The organism is Streptomyces sp. 1222.5 (assembly GCF_900105245.1).
Lineage (GTDB): Bacteria > Actinomycetota > Actinomycetes > Streptomycetales > Streptomycetaceae > Streptomyces > Streptomyces albidocamelliae.
The window spans coordinates 5,746,491-5,767,832 of record NZ_FNSZ01000001.1; the positions used below are offsets into that span (position 1 = coordinate 5,746,491).

22 protein-coding genes are annotated in these 21,342 nt (G+C 72.7%); 17 read left to right on the forward strand and 5 right to left on the reverse strand.

Going from position 1 to position 21,342, the window contains the following annotated elements:
• Positions 1 to 4: 4 nt before the first annotated feature.
• The 3 genes from BLW57_RS25895 to BLW57_RS25905 are packed head-to-tail and all read left to right on the forward strand — an operon-like array spanning position 5 to position 2,295.
• On the forward strand, positions 5 to 358 hold the full coding sequence (locus tag BLW57_RS25895; RefSeq protein WP_093477761.1) for a histidine triad nucleotide-binding protein: 354 nt from the start codon (positions 5 to 7) through the stop codon (positions 356 to 358).
• A 6-nt stretch (positions 359 to 364) separates the two neighbouring features.
• Positions 365 to 1,270: a ribonuclease Z gene (locus tag BLW57_RS25900; protein WP_093477763.1), complete on the forward strand. Its 906-nt coding sequence runs from the start codon at positions 365 to 367 to the stop codon at positions 1,268 to 1,270.
• A gap of 20 nt (positions 1,271 to 1,290) precedes the next feature.
• Positions 1,291 to 2,295 (forward strand): adenosine deaminase, encoded by a 1,005-nt coding sequence (locus BLW57_RS25905; protein WP_176985720.1) that lies wholly within the window; start codon positions 1,291 to 1,293, stop codon positions 2,293 to 2,295.
• Here BLW57_RS25905 and BLW57_RS25910 read toward each other — a convergent pair.
• Entirely contained in the window at positions 2,247 to 3,488 is a 1,242-nt protein-coding gene (locus BLW57_RS25910; RefSeq protein WP_093477766.1) for an MFS transporter, read from the reverse strand. The genes BLW57_RS25905 and BLW57_RS25910 overlap by 49 nt on opposite strands.
• 357 nt (positions 3,489 to 3,845) lie before the next feature.
• On the opposite strand from BLW57_RS25910, the gene BLW57_RS25915 reads away from it, so the two are divergent.
• From BLW57_RS25915 to BLW57_RS25970, 12 genes are all read left to right on the forward strand, one after another.
• Positions 3,846 to 4,742 (forward strand): 5-dehydro-4-deoxyglucarate dehydratase, encoded by an 897-nt coding sequence (locus BLW57_RS25915; protein ID WP_256339844.1) that lies wholly within the window; start codon positions 3,846 to 3,848, stop codon positions 4,740 to 4,742.
• The gene (locus BLW57_RS25920) at positions 4,739 to 6,028 is read left to right on the forward strand and encodes a glucarate dehydratase family protein (RefSeq protein ID WP_093477767.1); all 1,290 of its coding nucleotides are present in this window, start codon (positions 4,739 to 4,741) and stop codon (positions 6,026 to 6,028) included. The genes BLW57_RS25915 and BLW57_RS25920 overlap by 4 nt, the downstream gene beginning before the upstream one ends.
• 74 nt (positions 6,029 to 6,102) lie before the next feature.
• Positions 6,103 to 7,260, forward strand: a complete 1,158-nt coding sequence (locus BLW57_RS25925; protein WP_093480892.1) for a carbohydrate kinase family protein — start codon at positions 6,103 to 6,105, stop codon at positions 7,258 to 7,260.
• A gap of 130 nt (positions 7,261 to 7,390) precedes the next feature.
• Complete coding sequence (locus BLW57_RS25930; RefSeq protein ID WP_093477769.1) at positions 7,391 to 8,470, forward strand: PhoH family protein; 1,080 nt, start codon at positions 7,391 to 7,393, stop codon at positions 8,468 to 8,470.
• 12 nt (positions 8,471 to 8,482) lie between these two features.
• A complete protein-coding gene (gene ybeY, locus BLW57_RS25935) occupies positions 8,483 to 8,980 on the forward strand; it encodes an rRNA maturation RNase YbeY (protein ID WP_073893832.1) in 498 nt (165 codons plus the stop codon).
• A 9-nt stretch (positions 8,981 to 8,989) separates the two neighbouring features.
• Positions 8,990 to 10,291 (forward strand): hemolysin family protein, encoded by a 1,302-nt coding sequence (locus BLW57_RS25940; protein WP_093477770.1) that lies wholly within the window; start codon positions 8,990 to 8,992, stop codon positions 10,289 to 10,291.
• Positions 10,288 to 10,647 carry an MmcQ/YjbR family DNA-binding protein gene (locus BLW57_RS25945; RefSeq protein ID WP_093477772.1) on the forward strand — a complete coding sequence of 120 codons (360 nt, stop codon included), beginning with the start codon at positions 10,288 to 10,290 and terminating at the stop codon, positions 10,645 to 10,647. Before BLW57_RS25940 ends, BLW57_RS25945 begins: the two co-directional genes overlap by 4 nt.
• Positions 10,648 to 10,690: 43 nt before the next feature.
• Positions 10,691 to 11,710, forward strand: coding sequence for a S66 family peptidase (locus BLW57_RS25950; protein ID WP_093477773.1), 1,020 nt, complete (start codon positions 10,691 to 10,693; stop codon positions 11,708 to 11,710).
• Positions 11,711 to 11,779: 69 nt separating this feature from the next.
• A complete protein-coding gene (locus BLW57_RS25955; protein WP_093477775.1) occupies positions 11,780 to 12,133 on the forward strand; it encodes a cytidine deaminase in 354 nt (117 codons plus the stop codon).
• Positions 12,134 to 12,343: 210 nt separating this feature from the next.
• Positions 12,344 to 12,820: a hypothetical protein gene (locus tag BLW57_RS25960; protein WP_093477776.1), complete on the forward strand. Its 477-nt coding sequence runs from the start codon at positions 12,344 to 12,346 to the stop codon at positions 12,818 to 12,820.
• A 160-nt stretch (positions 12,821 to 12,980) separates the two neighbouring features.
• On the forward strand, positions 12,981 to 14,309 hold the full coding sequence (locus BLW57_RS25965; protein ID WP_093477778.1) for a beta-xylosidase: 1,329 nt from the start codon (positions 12,981 to 12,983) through the stop codon (positions 14,307 to 14,309).
• 96 nt (positions 14,310 to 14,405) lie between these two features.
• Positions 14,406 to 15,434 (forward strand): WxL protein peptidoglycan domain-containing protein, encoded by a 1,029-nt coding sequence (locus tag BLW57_RS25970; RefSeq protein ID WP_093477779.1) that lies wholly within the window; start codon positions 14,406 to 14,408, stop codon positions 15,432 to 15,434.
• Here BLW57_RS25970 and BLW57_RS25975 read toward each other — a convergent pair.
• The gene (locus tag BLW57_RS25975) at positions 15,328 to 15,666 is read right to left on the reverse strand and encodes a P-II family nitrogen regulator (RefSeq protein WP_093477781.1); all 339 of its coding nucleotides are present in this window, start codon (positions 15,664 to 15,666) and stop codon (positions 15,328 to 15,330) included. The two genes, BLW57_RS25970 and BLW57_RS25975, sit on opposite strands and share 107 nt — an antisense overlap.
• Positions 15,663 to 16,979, reverse strand: coding sequence for an ammonium transporter (locus tag BLW57_RS25980; RefSeq protein WP_093477782.1), 1,317 nt, complete (start codon positions 16,977 to 16,979; stop codon positions 15,663 to 15,665). The genes BLW57_RS25975 and BLW57_RS25980 overlap by 4 nt, the downstream gene beginning before the upstream one ends.
• A 187-nt stretch (positions 16,980 to 17,166) precedes the next feature.
• Between BLW57_RS25980 and era the strand changes: the two genes are divergently transcribed.
• Positions 17,167 to 18,120: a GTPase Era gene (era, locus tag BLW57_RS25985; RefSeq protein WP_073894154.1), complete on the forward strand. Its 954-nt coding sequence runs from the start codon at positions 17,167 to 17,169 to the stop codon at positions 18,118 to 18,120.
• A gap of 3 nt (positions 18,121 to 18,123) precedes the next feature.
• On the opposite strand, the gene BLW57_RS25990 is transcribed toward era, so the two are convergent.
• Entirely contained in the window at positions 18,124 to 19,377 is a 1,254-nt protein-coding gene (locus BLW57_RS25990; protein ID WP_093477784.1) for an MFS transporter, read from the reverse strand.
• On the reverse strand, positions 19,374 to 20,687 hold the full coding sequence (locus BLW57_RS25995) for a GH1 family beta-glucosidase (protein ID WP_093477786.1): 1,314 nt from the start codon (positions 20,685 to 20,687) through the stop codon (positions 19,374 to 19,376). Before BLW57_RS25995 ends, BLW57_RS25990 begins: the two co-directional genes overlap by 4 nt.
• A 104-nt stretch (positions 20,688 to 20,791) precedes the next feature.
• Here BLW57_RS25995 and BLW57_RS26000 point away from each other — a divergent pair, with 104 nt between their 5' ends.
• Complete coding sequence (locus BLW57_RS26000; RefSeq protein WP_093477787.1) at positions 20,792 to 21,340, forward strand: GNAT family N-acetyltransferase; 549 nt, start codon at positions 20,792 to 20,794, stop codon at positions 21,338 to 21,340.
• The last annotated feature ends 2 nt before the right edge of the window (positions 21,341 to 21,342 follow it).

The following is a 21,342-nucleotide window of genomic DNA, read 5'->3' on the forward strand; positions in this document are numbered from 1 at the left end:
GCGTATGGCTGGGGAACCGCAGGACGACTGCCTGTTCTGCAAGATCGTCGCGGGTCGGATCCCGGCGACGATCGTCCGCGAGACCGAGACGACCGTCGCCTTCCGGGACATAAACCCCCAGGCTCCCACGCACATCCTGGTGATCCCCAAGGCGCACTACGAGAACGCCGCCGCGCTCGCCGCCGGTGCGCCCGGACTCGCGGCAGACGTGCTGCGCGAGACCCAGGCCGTCGCCGACGACGAGAAGGTCGGCAGCTACCGCGTCGTCTTCAACACCGGCAGCGGTGCCGGCCAGACCGTCTGGCACGCCCACGCCCACGTCCTCGGCGGCCGTGGTCTGGAATGGCCCCCCGGATAAGCCGTCATGTCCGTCCGTGAACTGGTGGTCCTCGGCACCGCCAGCCAGGTCCCGACCCGGCACCGCAACCACAACGGCTATCTGCTGCGGTGGGACGGCGAGGGCCTCCTCTTCGACCCCGGCGAGGGTACGCAGCGGCAGATGCTGCGCGCCGGGGTCGCCGCCCACGACCTGAACCGGATCTGCGTCACGCACTTCCACGGGGACCACTCCCTGGGTCTCGCCGGGGTCATCCAGCGGATCAACCTCGACCAGGTGCCGCACGAGGTCACCGCGCACTACCCGCGCTCCGGGCAGCGCTTCTTCGACCGCCTGCGCTACTCCACGGCCTACCGGGAGACGGTCGGCATCACCGAGGCGCCGGTCGCCGCCGACGGCATCCTCGCGGTGACGCCGTCGTACACCCTGGAGGCCCGCAGGCTGTCCCACCCGGTCGAGTCCTACGGCTACCGCCTGATCGAACCCGACGGCCGCCGCATGCTCCCCGACCGTCTCGCCGCGCACGGGATCAAGGGCCCGGACGTGGGCCGTCTGCAGCGCGAGGGCCGGATCGGGGACGTGACGCTGGAGGACGTCAGCGAGGTGCGGCGGGGGCAGCGGTTCGCGTTCGTCATGGACACCCGGCTGTGCGACGGGGTGCACGCGCTCGCGGAGGGCTGCGACCTGCTCGTCATCGAGTCGACCTTCCTGGACGAGGACACCCCGCTGGCCGTCGAGCACGGGCACCTGACGGCCGGGCAGGCCGCCGCCGTCGCCCGGGACGCGGGCGTCCGGCACCTCGTGCTCACCCACTTCAGCCAGCGCTACACCGAACCGGAGGAGTTCGAGCGGCAGGCGCGGGCGGCCGGCTTCGAGGGCGAGCTGACCGTGGCGCACGACCTGCAACGGGTCGTGGTTCCGAAACGTCGGTGAGCCACCCGTACGATGCTTCGATGCCCCTCCCGAAAGCAGAACTGCACCTCCACATCGAAGGCACCCTGGAGCCGGAGCTGGCGTTCGAGCTGGCCGCCCGCAACGGGGTGACCCTGCCGTACGCGGACACGGACGAGCTCCGCAAGGCGTACGACTTCGAGGACCTCCAGTCCTTCCTGAACCTGTACTACGCACTCATGGCCGTCCTGCGCACCGAGCAGGACTTCGCCGACCTGGCGGACGCCTACCTGGCCCGCGCCGCCGCGCAGGGCGTGCGGCACGCGGAGATCTTCTTCGACCCGCAGGCCCACCTCGCGCGGGGCGTGCCGATGGGCACGGTCGTGGAGGGGCTGTGGCGGTCGCTGGGCGCCGCCGAGGAGAACCACGGCGTCTCCACGAAGCTGATCCTGTGCTTCCTGCGGGACGAGTCCGCCGAGTCCGCGCTCGCCACCCTCGAAGCCGCCCGCCCGTACCTGGACCGGATCACCGGGATCGGCCTGGACTCCGCCGAGGTCGGGCATCCGCCGGTGAAGTTCCGCGAGGTGTACGAGGCCGCCGCCGCGCTCGGGCTGCGCCGTGTCGCGCACGCCGGTGAGGAGGGGCCGCCGGAGTACATCACCGAGGCGCTGGACGTGCTCGGTGTGGAGCGCGTCGACCACGGCCTGCGGTGCATGGAGGACCCGGCGCTGGTCGAGCGGCTGGTCCGGGACCGCGTCCCGCTCACCCTGTGCCCGTTGTCCAACGTCCGCCTGCGCACCGTCGACACCCTGGCCGACCATCCGCTGCCGGCCATGCTCGACGCCGGCCTGCTGTGCACGGTGAACTCCGACGACCCGGCGTACTTCGGCGGGTACGCCGGTGACAACTTCACCGCCGTGCGGCAGACCCTGGGACTGACCGAGGACCGGCTGCGCGAACTGGCCCGCAACTCCTTCCTCGCCTCCTTCCTGGAGGACGACGAGGAGCGGCGCGCCCGCTACATCGCCGAGGTCGAGGCGTACGAGTTCGGGGACGCGGTCTCGTAGGCCTGCCGGGCGGCCACGGCGGGCGTCTCCACCGGGACCTGCACGACCGGGAGTTCCACGACCGGCACGGGACGCCTGCCCGTGCGCAGCGCCACCGCCGTCATCGGCACGGCGATCAGCAGCAGTCCGGCGCCGAGCAGCAGTCCCATGCCCGGGAATCCCGCCCAGCCGGCGAGCAGACTGCCGGCCAGCGGCCCCGCCGCGGTGCCCAGGGAGGACGCCGAGCCGACCAGGACCGCCCAGCGGCCACGCGGGTCCAGCGAGGCGGCGAGTCCGATGACGTACGACAGCACGACCGGGTAGACCAGGTTCCAGGAGATCTCGCCGGCCGCGAAGGCCGGCAGGTCCGTCGCCGAGGCGCTGAGCGCGATGCAGGCGGCGATGAGCGCCGTGCCGCCGCCGATGGGCAGCGCGCGGCCGAGGCGCGGGCCGAGCGCGCCCGCGCCCAGCACGCCGAGCAGTCCGGCGCCCAGCGCGATCGCGAACACCGCGCCGACGGTGACCTCGGTGAGGTGGGCCTGGGCGAGGCCGATCCGGCCGCTGACGCCCCACAGGGAGTTCTGGGCGAGGGACCAGCAGGGCATGGCGGCGGCGAGCAGCAGGCCGGCCCGGGGGTGGGGGAGACGGCCGTACCCGGCGGAGGTGCGGGCCGGTGCGGTACGGGCCGGCAGGCGGCCGGTGAACGGCCAGACGGCGAGCGCGGTCAGCGCGACGGCGGCCAGGGGGAGCCCGTGGCCCGGACCGAGGTGCGGGATCGTCAGGTAGAGGGCGCCGGCGAGGGCGGAGACACCGAGCAGGCCGAGGGTGGTGACGCGGTGCGGGTCCCGGTGGGCGGCGATGCCGCTCGCGGCGACCGCCGTGACCGTGCCGGACCCGAATCCGCCGAGGAGCGCGCCCGCGACGACGGCGGGCACGGCGCCCGTGACGGCGGCACCGCCGTAGCCGAGGAAGGCGGACGCGAGACCGGCGCGGGCGAGTGCCCGGGGTCCGAACCGGTCCACCCGGGACGCCAACAGGAAGCCCGCCGCCGCCGAACTCAGCAGCAGGGCACTGCCGATTGCCCCGGCCTGGGTGGCGGTGAGCGGGAGTCCGCTGTCGAGTCTGCCGACGGTGGTCGGCAGCAGATACGGGGCGAGATACCCGGCCGTGAAAAGGGCGACGAGGGGCCAGGGCAGGGTGCGGGCGGGCGACACGGGCGTTCCAGGGCAGGCGAAAGGAGCGAGGCTCAAGAAGGAGGGGGAAGGGCGACGACCGTCGACGGACAGGAACGCGCGAGCAAGTTGTATCAAGCACGCGGTTCCGGAAGAAGATCGGGGGGTGTGATCCGGGTCACTCTCGTGTTTGAGGGTTTCCGGGTCGGGTAGAAGGCGCCGACTTTCGAGGCTCCACCCGCTCAGCGCGGGTGGGGCCTTTCGTGTGTCCGCCATTGACGGCCGACCGTCCGTGTATCTAGCCTCTGTTCTCATACGTGGACGATATTCATAAGGGGAGATGGTCCGGTGGGCGGCGACCCGGCTCCGCAGAACGTGGCGCGGCGACTGCGGGAGGGGATGGCGCGAGGCGTGCTGTCCTTCCCCCTCACCGCCTTCCATGAGGACGGCTCCCTCGACCCCGACGGCTTCCGGGCGCACGTCGCCGAGCGGCTCGCCGCCGGATGCGGCGCCGTCTTCCCGGCCTGCGGCACCGGCGAGTTCTTCTCGCTGGACGAGGACGAGTACCGGACGGTCGTCGGCGTCACCGTCGAGGAGGCGGCCGGACGGGTGCCCGTCGTGGCCGGCACCGGATACGGCTGGGCGCAGGCCGCCCGGTTCGCGCGGATCGCCGCGGAGGCCGGCGCCGACGCCCTGCTCGTGCTGCCGCACTACCTGGTCGAGGCCCCGCAGGACGGCCTCGCCGCGCAGCTGGAGCAGCTCGCCGCCCGCACCCCGCTGCCGCTGATCACCTATCAGCGCGGCCCGGTCGCCTACACCGCCGCGTCGTTGCGGCGCATCGCGCGCCTCCCGAACGTCGTCGGTCTCAAGGACGGGCACAGCGACCTCGACCGGCTCCAGCGCCTCACCCTCGCCGCCCCCGACGGCTTCCTCTTCTTCAACGGCGCCGCCACCGCCGAGATCCAGGCCCGCGCCTACGCCGCCGTCGGCGTCCCCGCCTACTCCTCCGCCGTGCACGCCTTCGCGCCCGAGATCGCCGGCGCCTTCTTCACCGCGCTCCGCGACGGGGACCACGGCGGTGTCGACAAGCTGCTGCGCGCCTTCTACGTCCCCTTCGTCGAACTCCGCGACCGCGCGCCCGGCTACGCCGTGTCCCTGGTGAAGGCGGCGGCCCGGCTCCGCGGGCAGCGGGTCGGGCCCGTGCGCGCCCCGCTCACCGAGCCCTCGCCCGGCGACCTCGCCGCCCTGAAGACCCTCCTCGCCGCCGGACTCGACCTCGTGGGAGCCGCCCTGTGACCCGTGACCTGACCATCGCCGAGGTGCGGCTGACGCCGATCCTGGTCGCCGACCCGCCACTGCTCAACACCCAGGGGGTGCACCAGCCGTACACCCCCCGGCTGATCGTGGAGATCGTCACGGGCGACGGGACCACCGGGATCGGCGAGACGTACGGCGACACCAAGTACCTGGAGCCGGCCCGGGCGCTGGCCGAACGACTCCCTGGCCGTTCGGTCATGGATGTGAACGGCCTCTTCGCGTTGGACCTCGCGGTCGACGCCTCCCGGGTCAGGGAGACCGTCGACGCCGGCGGGCTGCGCGGGGTGCAGAGCGCCGACAAGCTGCGGCTGTCCGTGCTGTCCGCGTTCGAGGTCGCCTGCCTGGACGCCCAGGGCAAGGCGCTCGGGCTGCCCGTGCACGCGCTCCTCGGCGGCCGGCTCCGCGACACCGTCGAGTACAGCGCCTACCTCTTCTACAAGTGGGCCCACCACCCCGCGGACGCCGCGGCCGGCCCGGACGAGTGGGGCGCCGCCCTGGACCCGGCCGGAATCGTCGCGCAGGCACGGGAGTTGCAACGGCGGCACGGCTTCGGCTCGTTCAAGCTCAAGGGCGGCGTCTTCCCGCCCGACCAGGAGGTCGCGGCCGTCCGCGCCCTCGCCGGGGCCTTCCCGGGGCACCCGCTGCGCCTCGACCCCAACGGCGCCTGGTCGGTCGCGACCTCGCTGGAGGTGGCCGCCGAACTCGGGGACGTCCTGGAGTACCTGGAGGACCCCACGCTCGGCACGCCCGCCATGGCCGAGGTCTCGGCGGGTACCGACGTCCCCCTCGCCACCAACATGTGCGTGACCACCTTCGGCGAGATCGCGGAGGCGTTCACGAAGGACGCCGTCCAGGTCGTCCTCTCCGACCACCACTACTGGGGCGGCCTGCGCAACACCCGGCACCTCGCCGCGATCTGCGCCGCCTTCGGCGTCGGGGTGTCCATGCACTCCAACACCCATCTCGGCATCAGCCTCGCCGCCATGACCCACGTGGCCTCGACCGTGCCGAACCTCCACCACGCCTGCGACTCCCACTACCCCTGGCAGTCGGAGGACGTCCTCACCGAGCGGCTCGCCTTCACCGGCGGCCGGGTCGCGGTGCCCGACGGGCCGGGGCTGGGCGTCGAACTCGACCGGGACGAACTGGCCCGGCTGCACCGGCGGTGGGCCGAGGACGACGGCTCCCTGCGGGACCGGGACGACGCGGCGGCCATGCGCGCGGGCGAACCGGGGTGGCACACACCGGTGATGCCCCGCTGGTGACGGGCACCACGGGCGATTCCGGGGGGTGACCTGGTGCACACTGGCCAGAACCGCACCACGTTATGGAGCGCACCGTGACCCCCTCGCACACCGTCGCCGGAGAGGAACCGGACCATCTGACGCCCGCCACGCGCTGCCGGGCCCAGATCGACCCGCTGACCGCGCTGCGCGCCCCGGACGACCCACCCTGGGACGTCTGCCTGACGGGCACGGTCTTCCTCGACATCGTCTTCACCGGCCTGGACTCGGCGCCGGTGCGCGGTACCGAGTCCTGGGCCCGGGGCATGGGCTCCAGCCCCGGCGGGGTCGCCAACATGGCCGCCGCCCTGGCCCGCCTCGGCCTGCGCACCCTCCTCGCCGCGGCCTTCGGCGACGACCACTACGGCGAGTACTGCTGGGACGCCCTCGCACAGGGCGAGGGCATCGACCTGTCCGCCTCGCGGACCGTCCCCGGCTGGCACTCGCCGGTGACCGTCTCCATGGCGTACGAGGGCGAACGCACGATGGTGTCGCACGGGCACGAGCCGCCGCCGGAGGCCGTGCTCGTCCAGCAGGGCGCGCCGGACTTCCCGCCCCGTGCCCGGGCGGCCGTCGCCTCCCTGACACCGGGCCGCCGCGCCCCGTGGATCGCGCGGGCCGCCCGCGCAGGCACCCGGATCTTCGCCGACGTCGGCTGGGACGAGACCGGGGCGTGGGACCTGCGCGGACTGGCCGACCTGGAGCACTGCGAGGCCTTCCTGCCGAACGCGGAGGAGGCGAAGCGGTACACCGGCGCCCACTGCCCGCGGGAGGCCGCGCACGCGCTGACCGAGCACGTGCCGGTGGCCGTGGTGACCCTGGGGTCCGAGGGGGCGTACGCGGTGGACCGGCGCACCGGGGAGACGGCCGAGGTGCCGGCGATCGCCGTGGAGGCGCTGGACCCGACGGGGGCGGGCGACGTGTTCGTCGCCGGGTTCATGACGGGCTCCCTGGCGGGGTGGCCGCTGGCGGACCGGCTGGCCTTCGCCGGGCTCACGGCCGCCCTGTCGGTGCAGGAGTTCGGGGGGTCCCTGTCCGCGCCGGGATGGTCGGAGATCGGGGCGTGGTGGCGGCGGGTGCAGTCCGTGGAGGGCCAGGACCCGGCGGCGCTGCGCCGGTACGCGTTCCTGGAGGGGCTGGTGCCGGAGGAACTGGACCGGCCCTGGCCGCTCGCCCGGGCGGTGCCGACCATCGGGTTCCGCCGGTCCGGCTGAGCGGGCCGGACGGCGGCCGGCGGAAAAGTCCTACAGGCTTGTCGGTCCACCGTCGTACCCTGGAACGGCGAGGCCGCCCTCAGCCATGCGGCCGTGACGAGGAGGAAGCGCAGGCCTTCAGCGCCGGCCCATGACACAGACACCCACAGCCCAGACCCCCGCGCAGGAGCGGGCGAGAGCGCAACTGACCGTCCCCGCCCAGCACCCCATGGTGACCGTGCTGGGTTCCGGCGACTCCCTCCTGCGCGTGATCGAGAGGGCCTTCCCGGCAGCCGACATCCATGTCCGGGGCAATGAGATCAGCGCGGTCGGCGACCCCCGGGACGTCGCCCTCATTTCGCGCGTGTTCGACGAGATGATGCTGGTGCTCCGCACCGGGCAGCCGATGACGGAGGACGCAGTGGAACGCTCGATCGCCATGCTCAAGGCGAGCGAGAACGGGACGAGCGACGGGCCGGAGACCCCGGCCGAGGTACTGACGCAGAACATCCTGTCCTCGCGGGGCCGCACGATCCGCCCGAAGACCCTCAACCAGAAGCGGTACGTCGACGCGATCGACAAGCACACGATCGTCTTCGGCATCGGCCCGGCCGGTACCGGAAAGACCTACCTGGCCATGGCCAAGGCCGTCCAGGCCCTGCAGTCCAAGCAGGTCAACCGCATCATCCTGACCCGTCCCGCGGTCGAGGCCGGCGAGCGGCTGGGCTTCCTGCCCGGCACGCTCTACGAGAAGATCGACCCCTACCTGCGCCCGCTGTACGACGCGCTGCACGACATGCTCGACCCCGACTCCATCCCGCGGCTCATGGCCGCCGGGACCATCGAGGTCGCGCCGCTCGCCTACATGCGCGGACGCACGCTCAACGACGCCTTCATCATCCTGGACGAGGCCCAGAACACGAGCCCCGAGCAGATGAAGATGTTCCTCACCCGCCTCGGTTTCGACTCGAAGATCGTGATCACCGGTGACGTGACGCAGGTCGACCTGCCGAACGGCACCAAGTCCGGTCTGCGGCAGGTGCAGGAGATCCTGGAGGGCGTGGAGGACGTCCACTTCTCCCGGCTGTCGTCCCACGATGTCGTACGGCACAAGCTGGTGGGCCGTATCGTCGACGCGTACGAGTTGTACGACAGCAAGCACGGCACCGAGAACGGCACCCACAAGGGCGGCCGCGGCAGAACCGGTGCCAAGGCTCCCAAGGGGAAGTAGACCAGCACGACCATGTCGATCGACGTCAACAACGAGTCCGGCACCGAGGTCGACGAGCAGGCGATCCTCGACATCGCCCGCTACGCGCTCGCTCGGATGCGCATCCACCCGCTGTCCGAGCTCTCGGTGATCGTCGTGGACGAAGACGCGATGGAGCAGCTGCACATCCAGTGGATGGACCTGCCCGGGCCGACCGATGTCATGTCGTTCCCGATGGACGAGCTGCGGCCGCCCACCAAGGACGACGACGAGCCGCCGCAGGGGCTGCTCGGCGACATCGTGCTGTGCCCGGAGGTCGCCACCAAGCAGGGGGCCGAGGCGCCCACGCAGCACTCCATGGACGAGGAGCTCCAGCTGCTCACCGTCCACGGGGTGCTGCACCTGCTCGGGTACGACCACGAGGAGCCCGACGAGAAGGCCGAGATGTTCGGGCTCCAGGCCGCCATCGTGGACGGGTGGCGGTCCGAGCACGGGCTGACCGGGCCGTCCCCGGCGCCGACCGTCTCGTAAGCGGGCGGCATGTCTCCACAGATCGTGATCGGCGCGATCGCGCTGGTCGTCGTCGCCTGGCTCGCCGCCTGCGCGGAGGCGGGCCTCGCGCGGGTCTCCAGCTTCCGTGCCGAGGAGGCCGTGAAGTCGGGCCGGCGCGGCGGCGCCAAGCTCGCGCAGATCGCCGCCGACCCCACCCGCTACCTCAACGTGGCCCTGCTGGTCCGCGTCGCCTGCGAGATGGCCGCCGCGGCCCTGGTGACCTACGCCTGCCTCCAGGAGTTCGACACCACCTGGCAGGCGCTGCTGGTCGCCATCGGCGTGATGGTCCTCGTGTCGTACGTCGCCGTGGGCGTCTCCCCGCGCACCATCGGCCGCCAGCACCCGCTGAACACCGCGACCGCGGCGGCGTACGTGCTGCTGCCGCTCGCCCGGATCATGGGACCCGTCCCGTCCCTGCTGATCCTCATCGGCAACGCCCTGACCCCCGGCAAGGGCTTCCGCCGCGGCCCCTTCGCCTCCGAGGCGGAGCTGCGCGCGCTGGTCGACCTCGCCGAGAAGGAGTCGCTGATCGAGGACGAGGAGCGCCGCATGGTGCACTCGGTCTTCGAACTCGGCGACACACTCGTGCGCGAGGTCATGGTCCCGCGGACCGACCTCGTCGTCATCGAGCGGTACAAGACCATCCGGCAGGCCCTCACCCTCGCCCTGCGCTCCGGGTTCTCCCGGATCCCGGTCACCGGCGAGAGCGAGGACGACATCGTCGGGATCGTGTACCTGAAGGACCTGGTCCGCAAGACGCACATCAGCCGGGACGCGGAGAGCGACCTGGTGTCCACCGCGATGCGCCCGGCCGTGTTCGTGCCCGACACCAAGAACGCCGGCGACCTGCTGCGCGAGATGCAGAAGGAACGCAACCACGTCGCCGTCGTCATCGACGAGTACGGCGGCACCGCGGGCATCGTCACCATCGAGGACATCCTGGAGGAGATCGTCGGCGAGATCACCGACGAGTACGACCGGGAACTGCCGCCCGTGGAGGACCTCGGGGACGACCGCTACCGAGTCACCGCCCGTCTCGACATCACCGACCTCGGGGAGCTGTACGGCCTGGAGGAGTACGACGACGAGGACGTGGAGACCGTCGGCGGACTGCTCGCCAAGGCCCTCGGCCGCGTGCCCATCGCGAGCGCGTCCGCCGAGGTGGAACTGCCCGACGAGCGCAGGCTGAAGCTGACGGCGGAGGCGGCGGCCGGCCGCCGGAACAAGATCGTCACGGTCCTGGTGGAGCCGGTCCCCGCGCCGCCCGCCGAAGAGGAGGAGCCGGAGTGACGCCCGGGGAACTGCGCGCCTTCTGCCTGTCCTTCAACGCGGTCGTGGAGGACTTCCCGTTCAACCCGGAGACCTCGGTCTTCAAGGTGCTGGGCAAGATGTTCGCCCTGACGGCCCTGGACGCGCGGCCCCTGACGGTCAACCTCAAGTGCGACCCGGAGGACGCGCTCCGGCTGCGCGGGGAGCACGAGGGGCTGATCGTCCCCGGCTACCACATGAACAAGCGGCACTGGAACACGGTGACCGCCGACGGCGCACTGCCGGACCGGCTGCTCCGCGAGCTGATCGAGGACTCGTACGACCTCGTGGTCGCGGGGCTGCCGCGGGCGGAGCGGCTGCGGCTGGACCGGCCGTGATCGCCTTGCGGGGCCGGGCTGACCCCATGCCAGAATCCGGCGCATGACTGTTCGATACCCGCGCCCGCTGCGCCCAGGTGACCGTGTCGGTGTGACCTCCCCGTCCAGCGGGGTCGCCGACGGGATGCGCGGCCGCCTCGACGTGGCCGTGCGCGACCTCGAGGCACACGGCTACGAGGTGGTCGTGGGCCGGTGCATGGACGGCTCGACACACATCAGCGCCCCCGCCGCCGAACGCGCGGCCGAACTCACCGCGATGCTGACCGACCCGGCGATCCGGGCCGTGGTGCCGCCGTGGGGCGGGGAGACCGCGATCGACCTGCTGCCGCTGCTCGACTTCGAGGCGATCGGGCGGGCCGAGCCGACCTGGATGGCCGGCTGGTCCGACATCTCCACGATCGTCACCCCGCTGACGCTGCTCACCGGTGTCGCGACCGTCCACGGCAACAACCTCATGGACACCCCGTACCGGACCCCCGAGGGCCTGGTGTCCTGGCTCGACATCGTCACCGCCCCGCAGGGCGGGTCCTTCGCGCAGACGCCGCCCGGCCGGTACCGGTCCGGCGGGTTCGACGACTGGACCACGGACCCGGAGGTCCGTGACCTGACCCTGGACGCCGAGGGCGGCTGGACGCGGCTGGACGGGGAGGGGGACGTCGACGCCCGGGGCCGGCTGATCGGCGGCTGCGTCGAGATCCTCGCCAACCTCGCGGGCACGCCGTACCTGGACACCTCGCGGTTCGCCGGGGACGAGCCGCTGCTGGTCTACGTCGAGGCCTGCGAGGACAACGCGTTCACCATCTGCCGCAATCTGCACGGCATGCGCCTCGCCGGGTTCTTCGACCGCGCGGCCGCCGTCCTCGTGGGCCGCACCCACGCCCCGGACAGCCGTACCCTCACCCAGTACGAGGCCGTCCTCGACGCGCTCGGCCCGCTCGGGGTGCCGATCGTCGCCGACGTCGAGTGCGGCCACGTGAGCCCCCGCCTGCCCCTGGTGAACGGCGCGCGCGGCCGTGTCGTGCACACCGCCACGCGGAGCGAGATCGTCCAGACCCTGGACTGACCCGGTGCGGGTCCGGGCCGGGCACCCCCGTGGCCGGGCGCACGCACCGCCGCTTCGTATGCTCAGGGCATGACCGAGAGCAACGCGCTTGACCCCGAGGACCGCAAGATCGTCACCCTGGCCCGTTCCGCGCGGGCCCGCAACGGCGTGCCGGAGGGGGCGGCCGTACGGGACGACACCGGGCGTACGTACGTCGCTGGGTCCGTGGAGCTCGCCTCGCTGAGGCTGAGCGCGCTGCGCACGGCCGTCGCGATGGCCGTGGCGTCGGGAGCGCGGTCCCTGGAGGCGGCGGCGGTGGTGAGCGACGCGGAGGCCGTGGCGGCCGAGGACCTGGCCGCCGTCGCCGATCTCGGCGGCGCCGGGACGCCCGTCCTGCTCGCCTCGGCCGACGGGACCGTCCGGGCCACCGTCTCCGCCGGCTGACGCCGGGCGGGACCGAACGACAGGTCGGCCGGATTTCAACCTTGCCGTCGCCCGGCCCTCGCGCATCAATGAAGCCGTAAGTTCCGACGATCCGTCAGATCCGCACCGCCGTGCCGGGTGCCCGCATCCGCCCGCCCGGCCTGCCGCTCGTCGGCGCACCTTCCGACCATCCCCACATGGCATCCCCACAGGGAAGGGAAGCGGATCCCCATGAGAGGCACACGCACGGCAACGGGTGCGGCGCTGGCGGCCGGGGCCCTCGCGGTCACCGGACTCGCCTTCGCGCCCACCGCGGCGGCCGTCACCCCCCAGACGGCGACCATCACCGCGAGCTGCGGCTTCTTCGGCGGTGGCGCGGCCACGCTCACCGCCACGCAGAACGGCACGTCGGCCACCATCACCCTCACCTCCACCGCGATCAGCGCGCCGGTCGCGGTCGCGCCGGACTCGATCTCCTCCACGCTCACCCTGGCCAGGGCGGGCGGCGGCGGCGTCGTGTTCAGCGGGACGAAGAACCCGGCCATGAACACCGGCGACCCGGTCAGTGTCGGCCCGCTGCCGGGCACCGTCGCCGCCGGGGACGCCCTGGACGCCTACGGCGGCTCACTGAAGATGGTGATCTTCGGGATCACCGTGACCTGCAAGGCGAACGCCCCGCAGGCGCCCGGCCCGTTCGTCTTCGACTGAGCGGTCCGTACCGGGTGAGCGATCTGTTCCGGATGCCGCAGAAACTGATGATCCGTCAGATTTCTGCGGCATCTCCATTGACTTCTCACCCCCGCTCCACATCAATGCCCCCTGTCGGCGCAGATGAGCCGCTGCGCCAGCAACCCTCAGGAGGGGGCCCATGGGTCCGACACCCCGAAGAACCCGACGGTGGCGCTGGGCGTCGCTGTTCGGGGCGACCGCCCTCGCGGTCACCGCGGGCGGCGCGCTGGCCTGTCCGGCCGGTGCCGCCGGTGCGAACGTGGACTTCGCCACGCACTGCATCCCGCCCGCCGTCTCCGGCCTGCCGCCGATCGACGGCACCACCACCGCGAGCGTGTCGGTGGACAACACCAAGCCCAAGGTGGGCGACACGGTCACCGTGACCTACACGGTGGTCACCCCCGCCGCCGGCAACCCCACCGACCTGGCCCTCCCGGCCGACATCATGACCCCGACCGGCAAGGTCGCGCTCGGCGGCGCCCAGACCGGGTCCGTCACGGTCGCCGGGCCGAAGAAGAACACCCCGGTCCCGGGGAAGGCGCCCTTCCCGTCCTTCTCCATGACCGGCACGTTCACCGTCACCAAGGCCGGGCAGATCACCCTCTCGCCCGGCGACTACAACATCCACACCAGCTACATCCTGGAGCTGGACACCCCCTGCACGGTCACCAGCCCCCCGGCCCCGACCTCGGAGACCGTCACGGCGACCGACGGCACCCCGGCCAACACCCGGGCCATCTCGCTCGGTTCGGCCTCCGGTGACCTCGGCGCCGCCGTCACCGTCAGCGGCACGAACTTCACCCCGGGCGCGAGCGTCACCCTGGCCGGACGGTCCGGGACCACCCAGACCGCCGACACCGCGACCGTGACCGCGAACGCCCAGGGCTCCTTCAGCGGCTCCCTCGTCGTCAACGACAAGACGACGACCGGCGTCGTGGCCTACGAGGGCGCGTCCTGGAGCGCGGACAAGGGCGCGGGCCCCGCGGCCTACGTCGTCAACGACAACACACCCGTCCCGCCCGGCAGCCAGAAGCTGACGACCACCGTCAAGGCGGGCACCCTGTCCATGTCCCAGGCCGGGGACGCCGTCGCGCTGTCGGCGGTCGACTTCGGCAAGGGCGGGGCCTCGACCGGAGCCCTGCGGACGGTGACCGTCAAGGACTACCGCGGCGGGCCCGCGGGCTGGTCCCTGACCGGCAAGGTCACCGACTTCACCGGCCCCGGTGCCAAGATCGACGCCGGGAAGCTGAGCTGGACCCCCACCTGCGCGACCAAGGCGGGCAGCCCCAGCACCTGCAAGGCCGGTTCGGCGGGCGCCGTGGGTCTGACGGGAGCGACCCTCGCGTCGACCCCCGACGGCACGGTCACCGGCGGTGAGTTCACCGTCGACGCCGGACTCTCCCTCGACGTACCGGCGTTCACGCCCCCCGGCGCGTACTCCGGCGTCCTGACCCTCACGCTCACCTGACCCGCACCCGACACCGGTGGCCGGGCGCCCCGCCCTACGAACGGGGCCGCACCCGCCCGACCGCCACCACCCCGAGCCCACGAGGGGTCCGCACCCATGCGCAAGCCGTACGTCCTCCTCCTGAGCCTGCTCCCCCTCCTTCTTGGCCTCCTCGGCCTCCTCGGCACACCGGCACGGGCCGCCGACAACGGCAGCTGGTCCGTCTACCCGGTCGCCTCGAAGGTCGCCGCGCGCCCCTACTTCTACCTCTCCGCCGACCCCGGCCAGACCCTCACCGACAAGGTCGCCGTCCAGAACAAGACCGGCCGGCCGCTCACCTTCCGGCTCTACGCGGCCGACGCCTACAACACCGCCCGCGACGGCGGGTTCGCCGTGCGCACGGTCAGGGAACGCATGCGCGGGGTCGGCGCCTGGGCGCGGCCCACGAAGTCACGGATCACCGTGCCCGGACACCGGACCGTCACCGTGCCGTTCACCCTGCGCGTCCCCGACGGCGCCGAACCCGGCGACCACCCCGGCGCGATCGTCGCCCTCGACGAGCGGGTCGACCCCGGCACCGGCGCACTCGCGCTCGGTGTGCGACGGGCCGTCGGCGCCCGCGTCTACCTCCGGGTCGGCGGGCCCACGCTGGGCGCCCTGTCCGTCGAGCACCTGCGGATCGGCCACCACCAGCCCGCGATGCCGGGCTTCGGCGACAGCACGGCGACGGTCTCCTACACCCTGCGCAACACCGGGAACGTCACTCTCCACCCCAAGGCACGGCTGGCCGCGCGCGGACTGTTCGGCCGGACGCTGCTCGACCGCGAACTCACCCGGGTGCCCTCCGAGCTGCTGCCCGGACAGCAGGTGCGGCTCACCGAGACCTGGCACGGGGCGCCCCAGCTCGACCGGGCCGACGTGACGCTGACCGTGCGCGCGCCGGGCACCCGGGAGTCGGCGAGCGCCTCCTTCCTCGCGCTGCCCTGGCTGCTCGCGACGCTGGTGTTCGCGGCGGGCGTGGTGACCGGGGTGCTGCTGGTCAGAGCGCGTCGGGGCCGCGCTCGCCGGTCCGCACCCGCACGACCGTCTCCACGGGCACGGACCACACCTTCCCGTCCCCGATCTTCCCCGTCTGCGCGGCCCTGACGACCGCGTCGATCACGTCGTCCGCGGCCGCGTCCTCCACCACCACCTCGATGCGCACCTTCGGCACCAGGTCGACCCGGTACTCGGCACCCCGGTACACCTCGGTGTGGCCGCGCTGCCTGCCGTAGCCGCTCGCCTCGGTCACGGTCAGACCCTGCACCCCCAGCTCTTGGAGGGCGGTCTTGACCGAGTCCAGACGGTACGGCTTGACGATCGCGGTGATGAGCTTCATGCCTGCGTGTCGACCTTCTGCGCGCTGGTGCCGGTGAGGACGGAGTGGGAGACCGGGGCGCCGTGCCCCAGGACCCCGTGATCGTAGGCCGTCTCGGCGTGCACCGTAAGGTCCAGACCGGTGTGCTCCTGGTCCTCGCTCGCACGCAGGCCCATCACCCTGTCGAGCAGCCGGCCCAGGCCGTACGTCACGCCGAAGGCGTACAGCGCGACGGCCGCCACGGCGAGCAGCTGCCTGCCCAGCGGGACGAGCCCGCCGCCGTAGAACAGCCCCTCCGTGCCGCCCGTCATCGCCCGCTCGGCGAACAGGCCGATCAGCAGGGTGCCGATGACACCGCCGACCAGGTGCACACCGACGACGTCGAGGGAGTCGTCGTAGTTCAGCCGGAACTTCCAGCTCACCGCGTAACTGCAGACCACGCCCGCCGCGAGGCCGACGACGAGGGCGCCGAGCAGCGAGACCGTGCCGCAGGAGGGCGTGATCGCGACGAGACCGGCGACCGCGCCCGAGGCGGCGCCGAGGGTGGTGGGGTGGCCGTCCCGCCTCTGCTCCACGAAGAGCCAGCCGAGCAGGCCGGTGCAGCCCGCGGCCAGGGTGTTGAGGAAGGCGGCGGCCGCGAGACCGTTCGCGCCGAGCGCGCTGCCCGCGTTGAAGCCGAACCAGCCGAACCAGAGCAGACCCGCGCCGAGGATCACCATCGGCAGGTTGTGCGGGCGCATGGCGTCCTTCTTGAAACCGAGCCGCGGCCCGAGGACCAGGCACAGGGCCAGTCCGGAGGCGCCGGAGGCGATCTCGACGGGCATACCGCCCGCGAAGTCGAGCGCGCCGAGCCGGTCGACGATCCAGCCGCCCGGGCCCCACACCCAGTGGGCGACCGGAACGTATACCAGGAGGGTCCAGACCGGTACGAACACCAGCCAGGCCGAGAACTTCGCCCGGTCGGCGACGGCTCCGCTGATCAGCGCGGCCGTGACGATCGCGAAGGTCAGCTGGAAGGTCGCGAAGAGCAGGGTCGGCACCGTGCCGTGGACACTGTCCGGGCCGAGGCCGCGCATGCCGGAGTGGCCGAGGCCGCCGACGAGCCCCGCGAAGGAGTCCCCGCCGAAGGCCAGCGAATATCCCGCCGCCAGCCACACCACCGTGACCAGGGCGATCGAGACGAAGCTCATCATCAGCATGTTGAGGACGCTCTTCGTGCGGACCATGCCGCCGTAGAAGAGGGCCAGGCCCGGGGTCATCAGCAGGACGAGGGCGGTCGCGGCGAGCAGCCAGGCGGTGTCGCCGGTGTTCACGTGCGCGGCGGCGAGGGTCACGGGCGTCTCCAACGGTGTGGGGGCTCGTCAGAGCGTCACCGGTGCCGGTTTCCGGTCGCGTACAGGTGTGTTTCCGTGACGTTTCGTTGCGCGCCGGTTTCCGGAAGCTCACGGCGTCGGGGGCCGGCGAGGGGCGGTCACGGCGGCTGGTGCGGCGCGGTCCCGTGGATCAGGGACAATGAACGCCATGAGCGTTCGTACCCAGTCATCCGAGCAGCCGGCCGAGTCCGCCCACCGTGCCGGCTTCGCCTGCTTCGTGGGCCGCCCCAACGCCGGCAAGTCCACCCTCACGAACGCTCTGGTCGGGCAGAAGGTGGCGATCACCGCCGACCAGCCGCAGACGACGCGGCACACGGTGCGCGGCATCGTGCACCGGCCCGAAGCGCAGCTGATCCTGGTGGACACCCCGGGCCTGCACAAGCCGCGCACCCTGCTCGGCGAGCGGCTCAACGACGTCGTGCGCACGACGTGGGCCGAGGTCGACGTGATCGGCTTCTGCCTGCCGGCGAACGAGAAGATCGGTCCCGGCGACCGCTTCATCGCCAAGGAACTGGCCGGCATCCGCAAGTCCCCGAAGGTCGCCATCGTCACCAAGACCGACCTCGTCGACTCCCGTGCCCTGGCCGAGCAGCTCATCGCGATCGACCAGCTCGGCAAGGAGCTGGGCATCGAGTGGGCGCAGATCGTCCCGGTGTCGGCGACCGCGAACAAGCAGGTCGACCTGCTGGCGGACCTGCTGATCCCGCTGCTGCCCGAGGGCCCGGCCCTCTACCCCGAGGGCGACCTCACCGACGAGCCCGAGCAGGTCATGATCGCGGAGCTCATCCGTGAGGCGGCCCTGGAGGGCGTCCGCGACGAGCTGCCGCACTCCATCGCGGTGGTCGTCGAGGAGATGCTGCCGCGCGAGGACCGTCCGGCGGACAAGCCGCTGCTGGACATCCACGCCAACGTCTACATCGAGCGCCCCAGTCAGAAGGGCATCATCATCGGCCCCAAGGGCAAGCGCCTGAAGGACGTCGGCATCAAGTCCCGCCGGCAGATCGAGGCCCTGCTCGGCACACCGGTCTTCCTCGACCTGCACGTCAAGGTCGCGAAGGACTGGCAGCGAGACCCCAAGCAGCTGCGCCGACTGGGCTTCTGAGGGTCACCTCACGCCCCTGATCCGGTTCACCAGCACCGCGCCGGCCAGGCCGACCACTGCGGAGAACAGGTACAGCGCCCGGTAGCCGCCCAGGTGGGTCACGATCGGGGCGGCCAGGGCCGGGGCGGCCACCTGCGGGAGGGCGTTGGCCACGTTGATCACGCCCAGGTCCTTGCCCCGGTCCAGGGCCTTCGGCAGCACATCGGTCATCAGCGCGAAGTCGACCGAGGTGAACACGCCGAAGCCGACACCCAGCACGGCCGCCGCCACGATCGCGCCCGGCCAGGTCTGGAGGCCGGCCAGCAGCGCCGTCGCCACCGCCATCAGCACCCCCGACCAGACGACGAACGGCTTGCGCCGGCCCACCCGGTCGGACCACATACCGCCCATCACGACCGTCGCCGTCAGGGTGAGGCTGTTGACGGCCGTCAGGATCAGCACGCCCCGGTCGGGGTCGGGATGGTGCAGGCGGTCGCGGAGGTAGTACAGCAGGTACAGCAGCACCAGCGAGTTGCCGAGGTTGATCAGGAACCGGGTCAGCCAGGCCCAGGCCAGATCCGGATGACGGCGCGGACTCATCCGGAACCCGGCCGCGAAGCTCCGCCAGGACCACTCCGGGCGGTCCGCGCGCGCGAGCCGCAGGTCCCGGTGGCACAGCAGGTACGGCAGCACGCCCACCACCGTGAACACCGCGCAGGCCGCGTACCCGGCCCGGACGCCGCCCGCCGCCGCGGCCAGTCCCGTGCCGGCGACCACGCCCAGGACCTGCGCCGCGCCCAGCCAGCCGCCCACCGTGCCCCGCTGGAGCCGCGGCACCCGGTCGGGCACGGCCGCGGTCACCGCCGCGAAGGCCGCGTTCAGGGTGAGCTGCACCAGGCACCAGCCGACGGCCATCGTCCCCACCCCGCCCGCGCCGGCGAGCAGCAGCAGCGCGAGCGCGCCACCCGCCGTCCCGGCCACGATCCACGGGGCACGGCGGCCCGCCCGGGCGGTCGTACGGTCCGACAGGGCGCCGAAGAGCGGGTTCGCGACCAGGGAGACCACCGCGCCCGCGCCGGTCACCCAGGCCAGCACCGTCTCCTTCGACATCCCGGAGCCGGGCGCGAAGTCCTCCGCCTGGGAGGCGAGCAGGATCTGCAGCGGACCGAACCAGCCCACCCAGATCGCCCCGTTGGCCAGGGACAGCGCCGCCGTCCAGCCCCGGCCCACCCGGACCGTGGGCTCGGCGAGCGCGGCCGGGGCACCGCCGGTGGTCATCCCTGGTTCCGCAGCACGTCCCGGAACCAGTGGTAGGACGCCTTCGGGGTGCGCCGCTGGGTCGCGAAGTCGACGTGGACCAGCCCGAAACGGCGGGCGTAGCCCTCGGCCCACTCGAAGTTGTCCATCAGGGACCACACGAAGTAGCCGCGCACGTCCACCCCGGCCTCCGACGCGGCGTGCAGGGCGCGCAGATGGGCGTCCAGGTAGGCGATGCGGTCCTGGTCGTCGACGCCCTCGTAGGAACAGCCGTTCTCGGTGACGACGATCGGCGGGAGCCGGTCGCCGTAGCGTTCGCGGAAGCCGCACAGCAACTCGGTCAGGCCCTCGGGCACGACCGGCCAGCCGAAGTCGGTCACCGGGCGCCCCTCGATCTCCCGCAGCGAGAAGGGGAGTTCGTCGGGCAGCGCTACGCCGCCGTACTCGGACTCGCCGCCCCCGGGGGCCCCGACCCGGGTGGGGGCGTAGTAGTTGACGCCGTACCAGTCGACCGGTTCGCCGATGACCTCCAGGTCGGACTCCACGTCCCCGGGCATCAGTTCGCCCATGCCGTCGGGGTAGCGGCCCAGCAGGACCGGCTCGGCGAAGAGGCGGTTGAGCAGGAGGTCGTAGAAGCCGGCCGCCTCCACGTCGGCCGCCGCCCCGGAGGCGGGCCAGGTCGGGCCGTGGGAGTTGGCGATGCCGATGTCCGTCGCGCCGGCCGCGCGCAGCGCCCGCACCGCGAGCCCGTGGGCGAGGAGCTGGTGGTGGGCGGCCGGAAGGGCGTCGAAGAGCAGCTTGCGGCCGGGGGCGTGGGTGCCGAGCGCGTGCCCGAGGAGCGTGTGCTCCGCGGGCTCGTTGAGGGTGATCCAGGTGCCGACCCGGTCACCGAGCCGTCCGGCCACCACCGACACGTACTCGGCGAACCGGGCTGCGGTGTCCCGGCGCAGCCAGTCCAGCGAGGCGGGCAGGTCCCAGTGGAAGAGAGTGGGCACGGGGCGTACGCCGGCCGCGCACAGCTCGTCGACGAGGCGGTCGTAGAAGTCGAGTCCGCCGGGGGAGTTCACCCGGGGCCAGGAGACGGAGAAGCGGTAGGCGTTCACGCCGAGCCCGGCGAGGAGTGCCACGTCCTCCCGGTAGCGGTGGACGTGGTCGCAGGCGACCGCCGCCGTCGAACCGTCCTTCACCCGCCCGGGGACGTCCGTGAAGTCGTCCCACACGGACCGCTCGCGGTCCTCCGCCGCGCCCTCGATCTGGTGGGCGGAGGTCGAGACACCCCACAGGAAGCCGTCCGGGAAGCGGGGCATCGGATCGCCTGCGTCAGTCGCCATGGCCGGATCATCCTTACCCCAGGTAACTCACGTCAACGCCCGTGCGCGAAGCGCCGGTTGCGCTGGACGGGCCGCGGTCCCGCGGAGGGTTCTATGATCATCGGATGATCGAAGGCAAGCTCGTGCGACTGCGCGCCCTGCGCGCCGAGGACCTGGACGCCCAGCTGCGCTGGCGCAACGACCCGGAGGTGGCCCACTGGGCGACCGGCGGCCATCCGGGCTTCGGCCCGGTGACCCGTGCCGCCATGGAGCGGTTCCACGAGGGCCGCCTGCGCGAGGACCCGCGCGACGGCGCCACCTTCACCGTCGAGGAGCTGGGGAGCGGCCGGCCGGTCGGCATGGCCGACTACCGGGGCCTGGACCCGTTCGCCGGGCGGGCCACGGTCGGGATCACCATCGGCGAGCGGGACCTGTGGGGCACCGGCCACGGCGGTGAGGCGCTGTCGCTGCTGCTGGACCACCTGTTCGGCGCCTGCCGGCTGCACCGGGTCGAGCTGGAGACCTGGAGCGGGAACGAGCGCGCCCAGCGGGCGTTCCGCCGCCTGGGCTTCACCGAGGAGGGGCGCCGCCGGGCAGCGGTGCTCGTGGGCGGCGAGTGGCACGACGAGGTGCTCTTCGGGCTCCTGCGCGAGGAGTGGGAAGCGGCCCGCTGAGA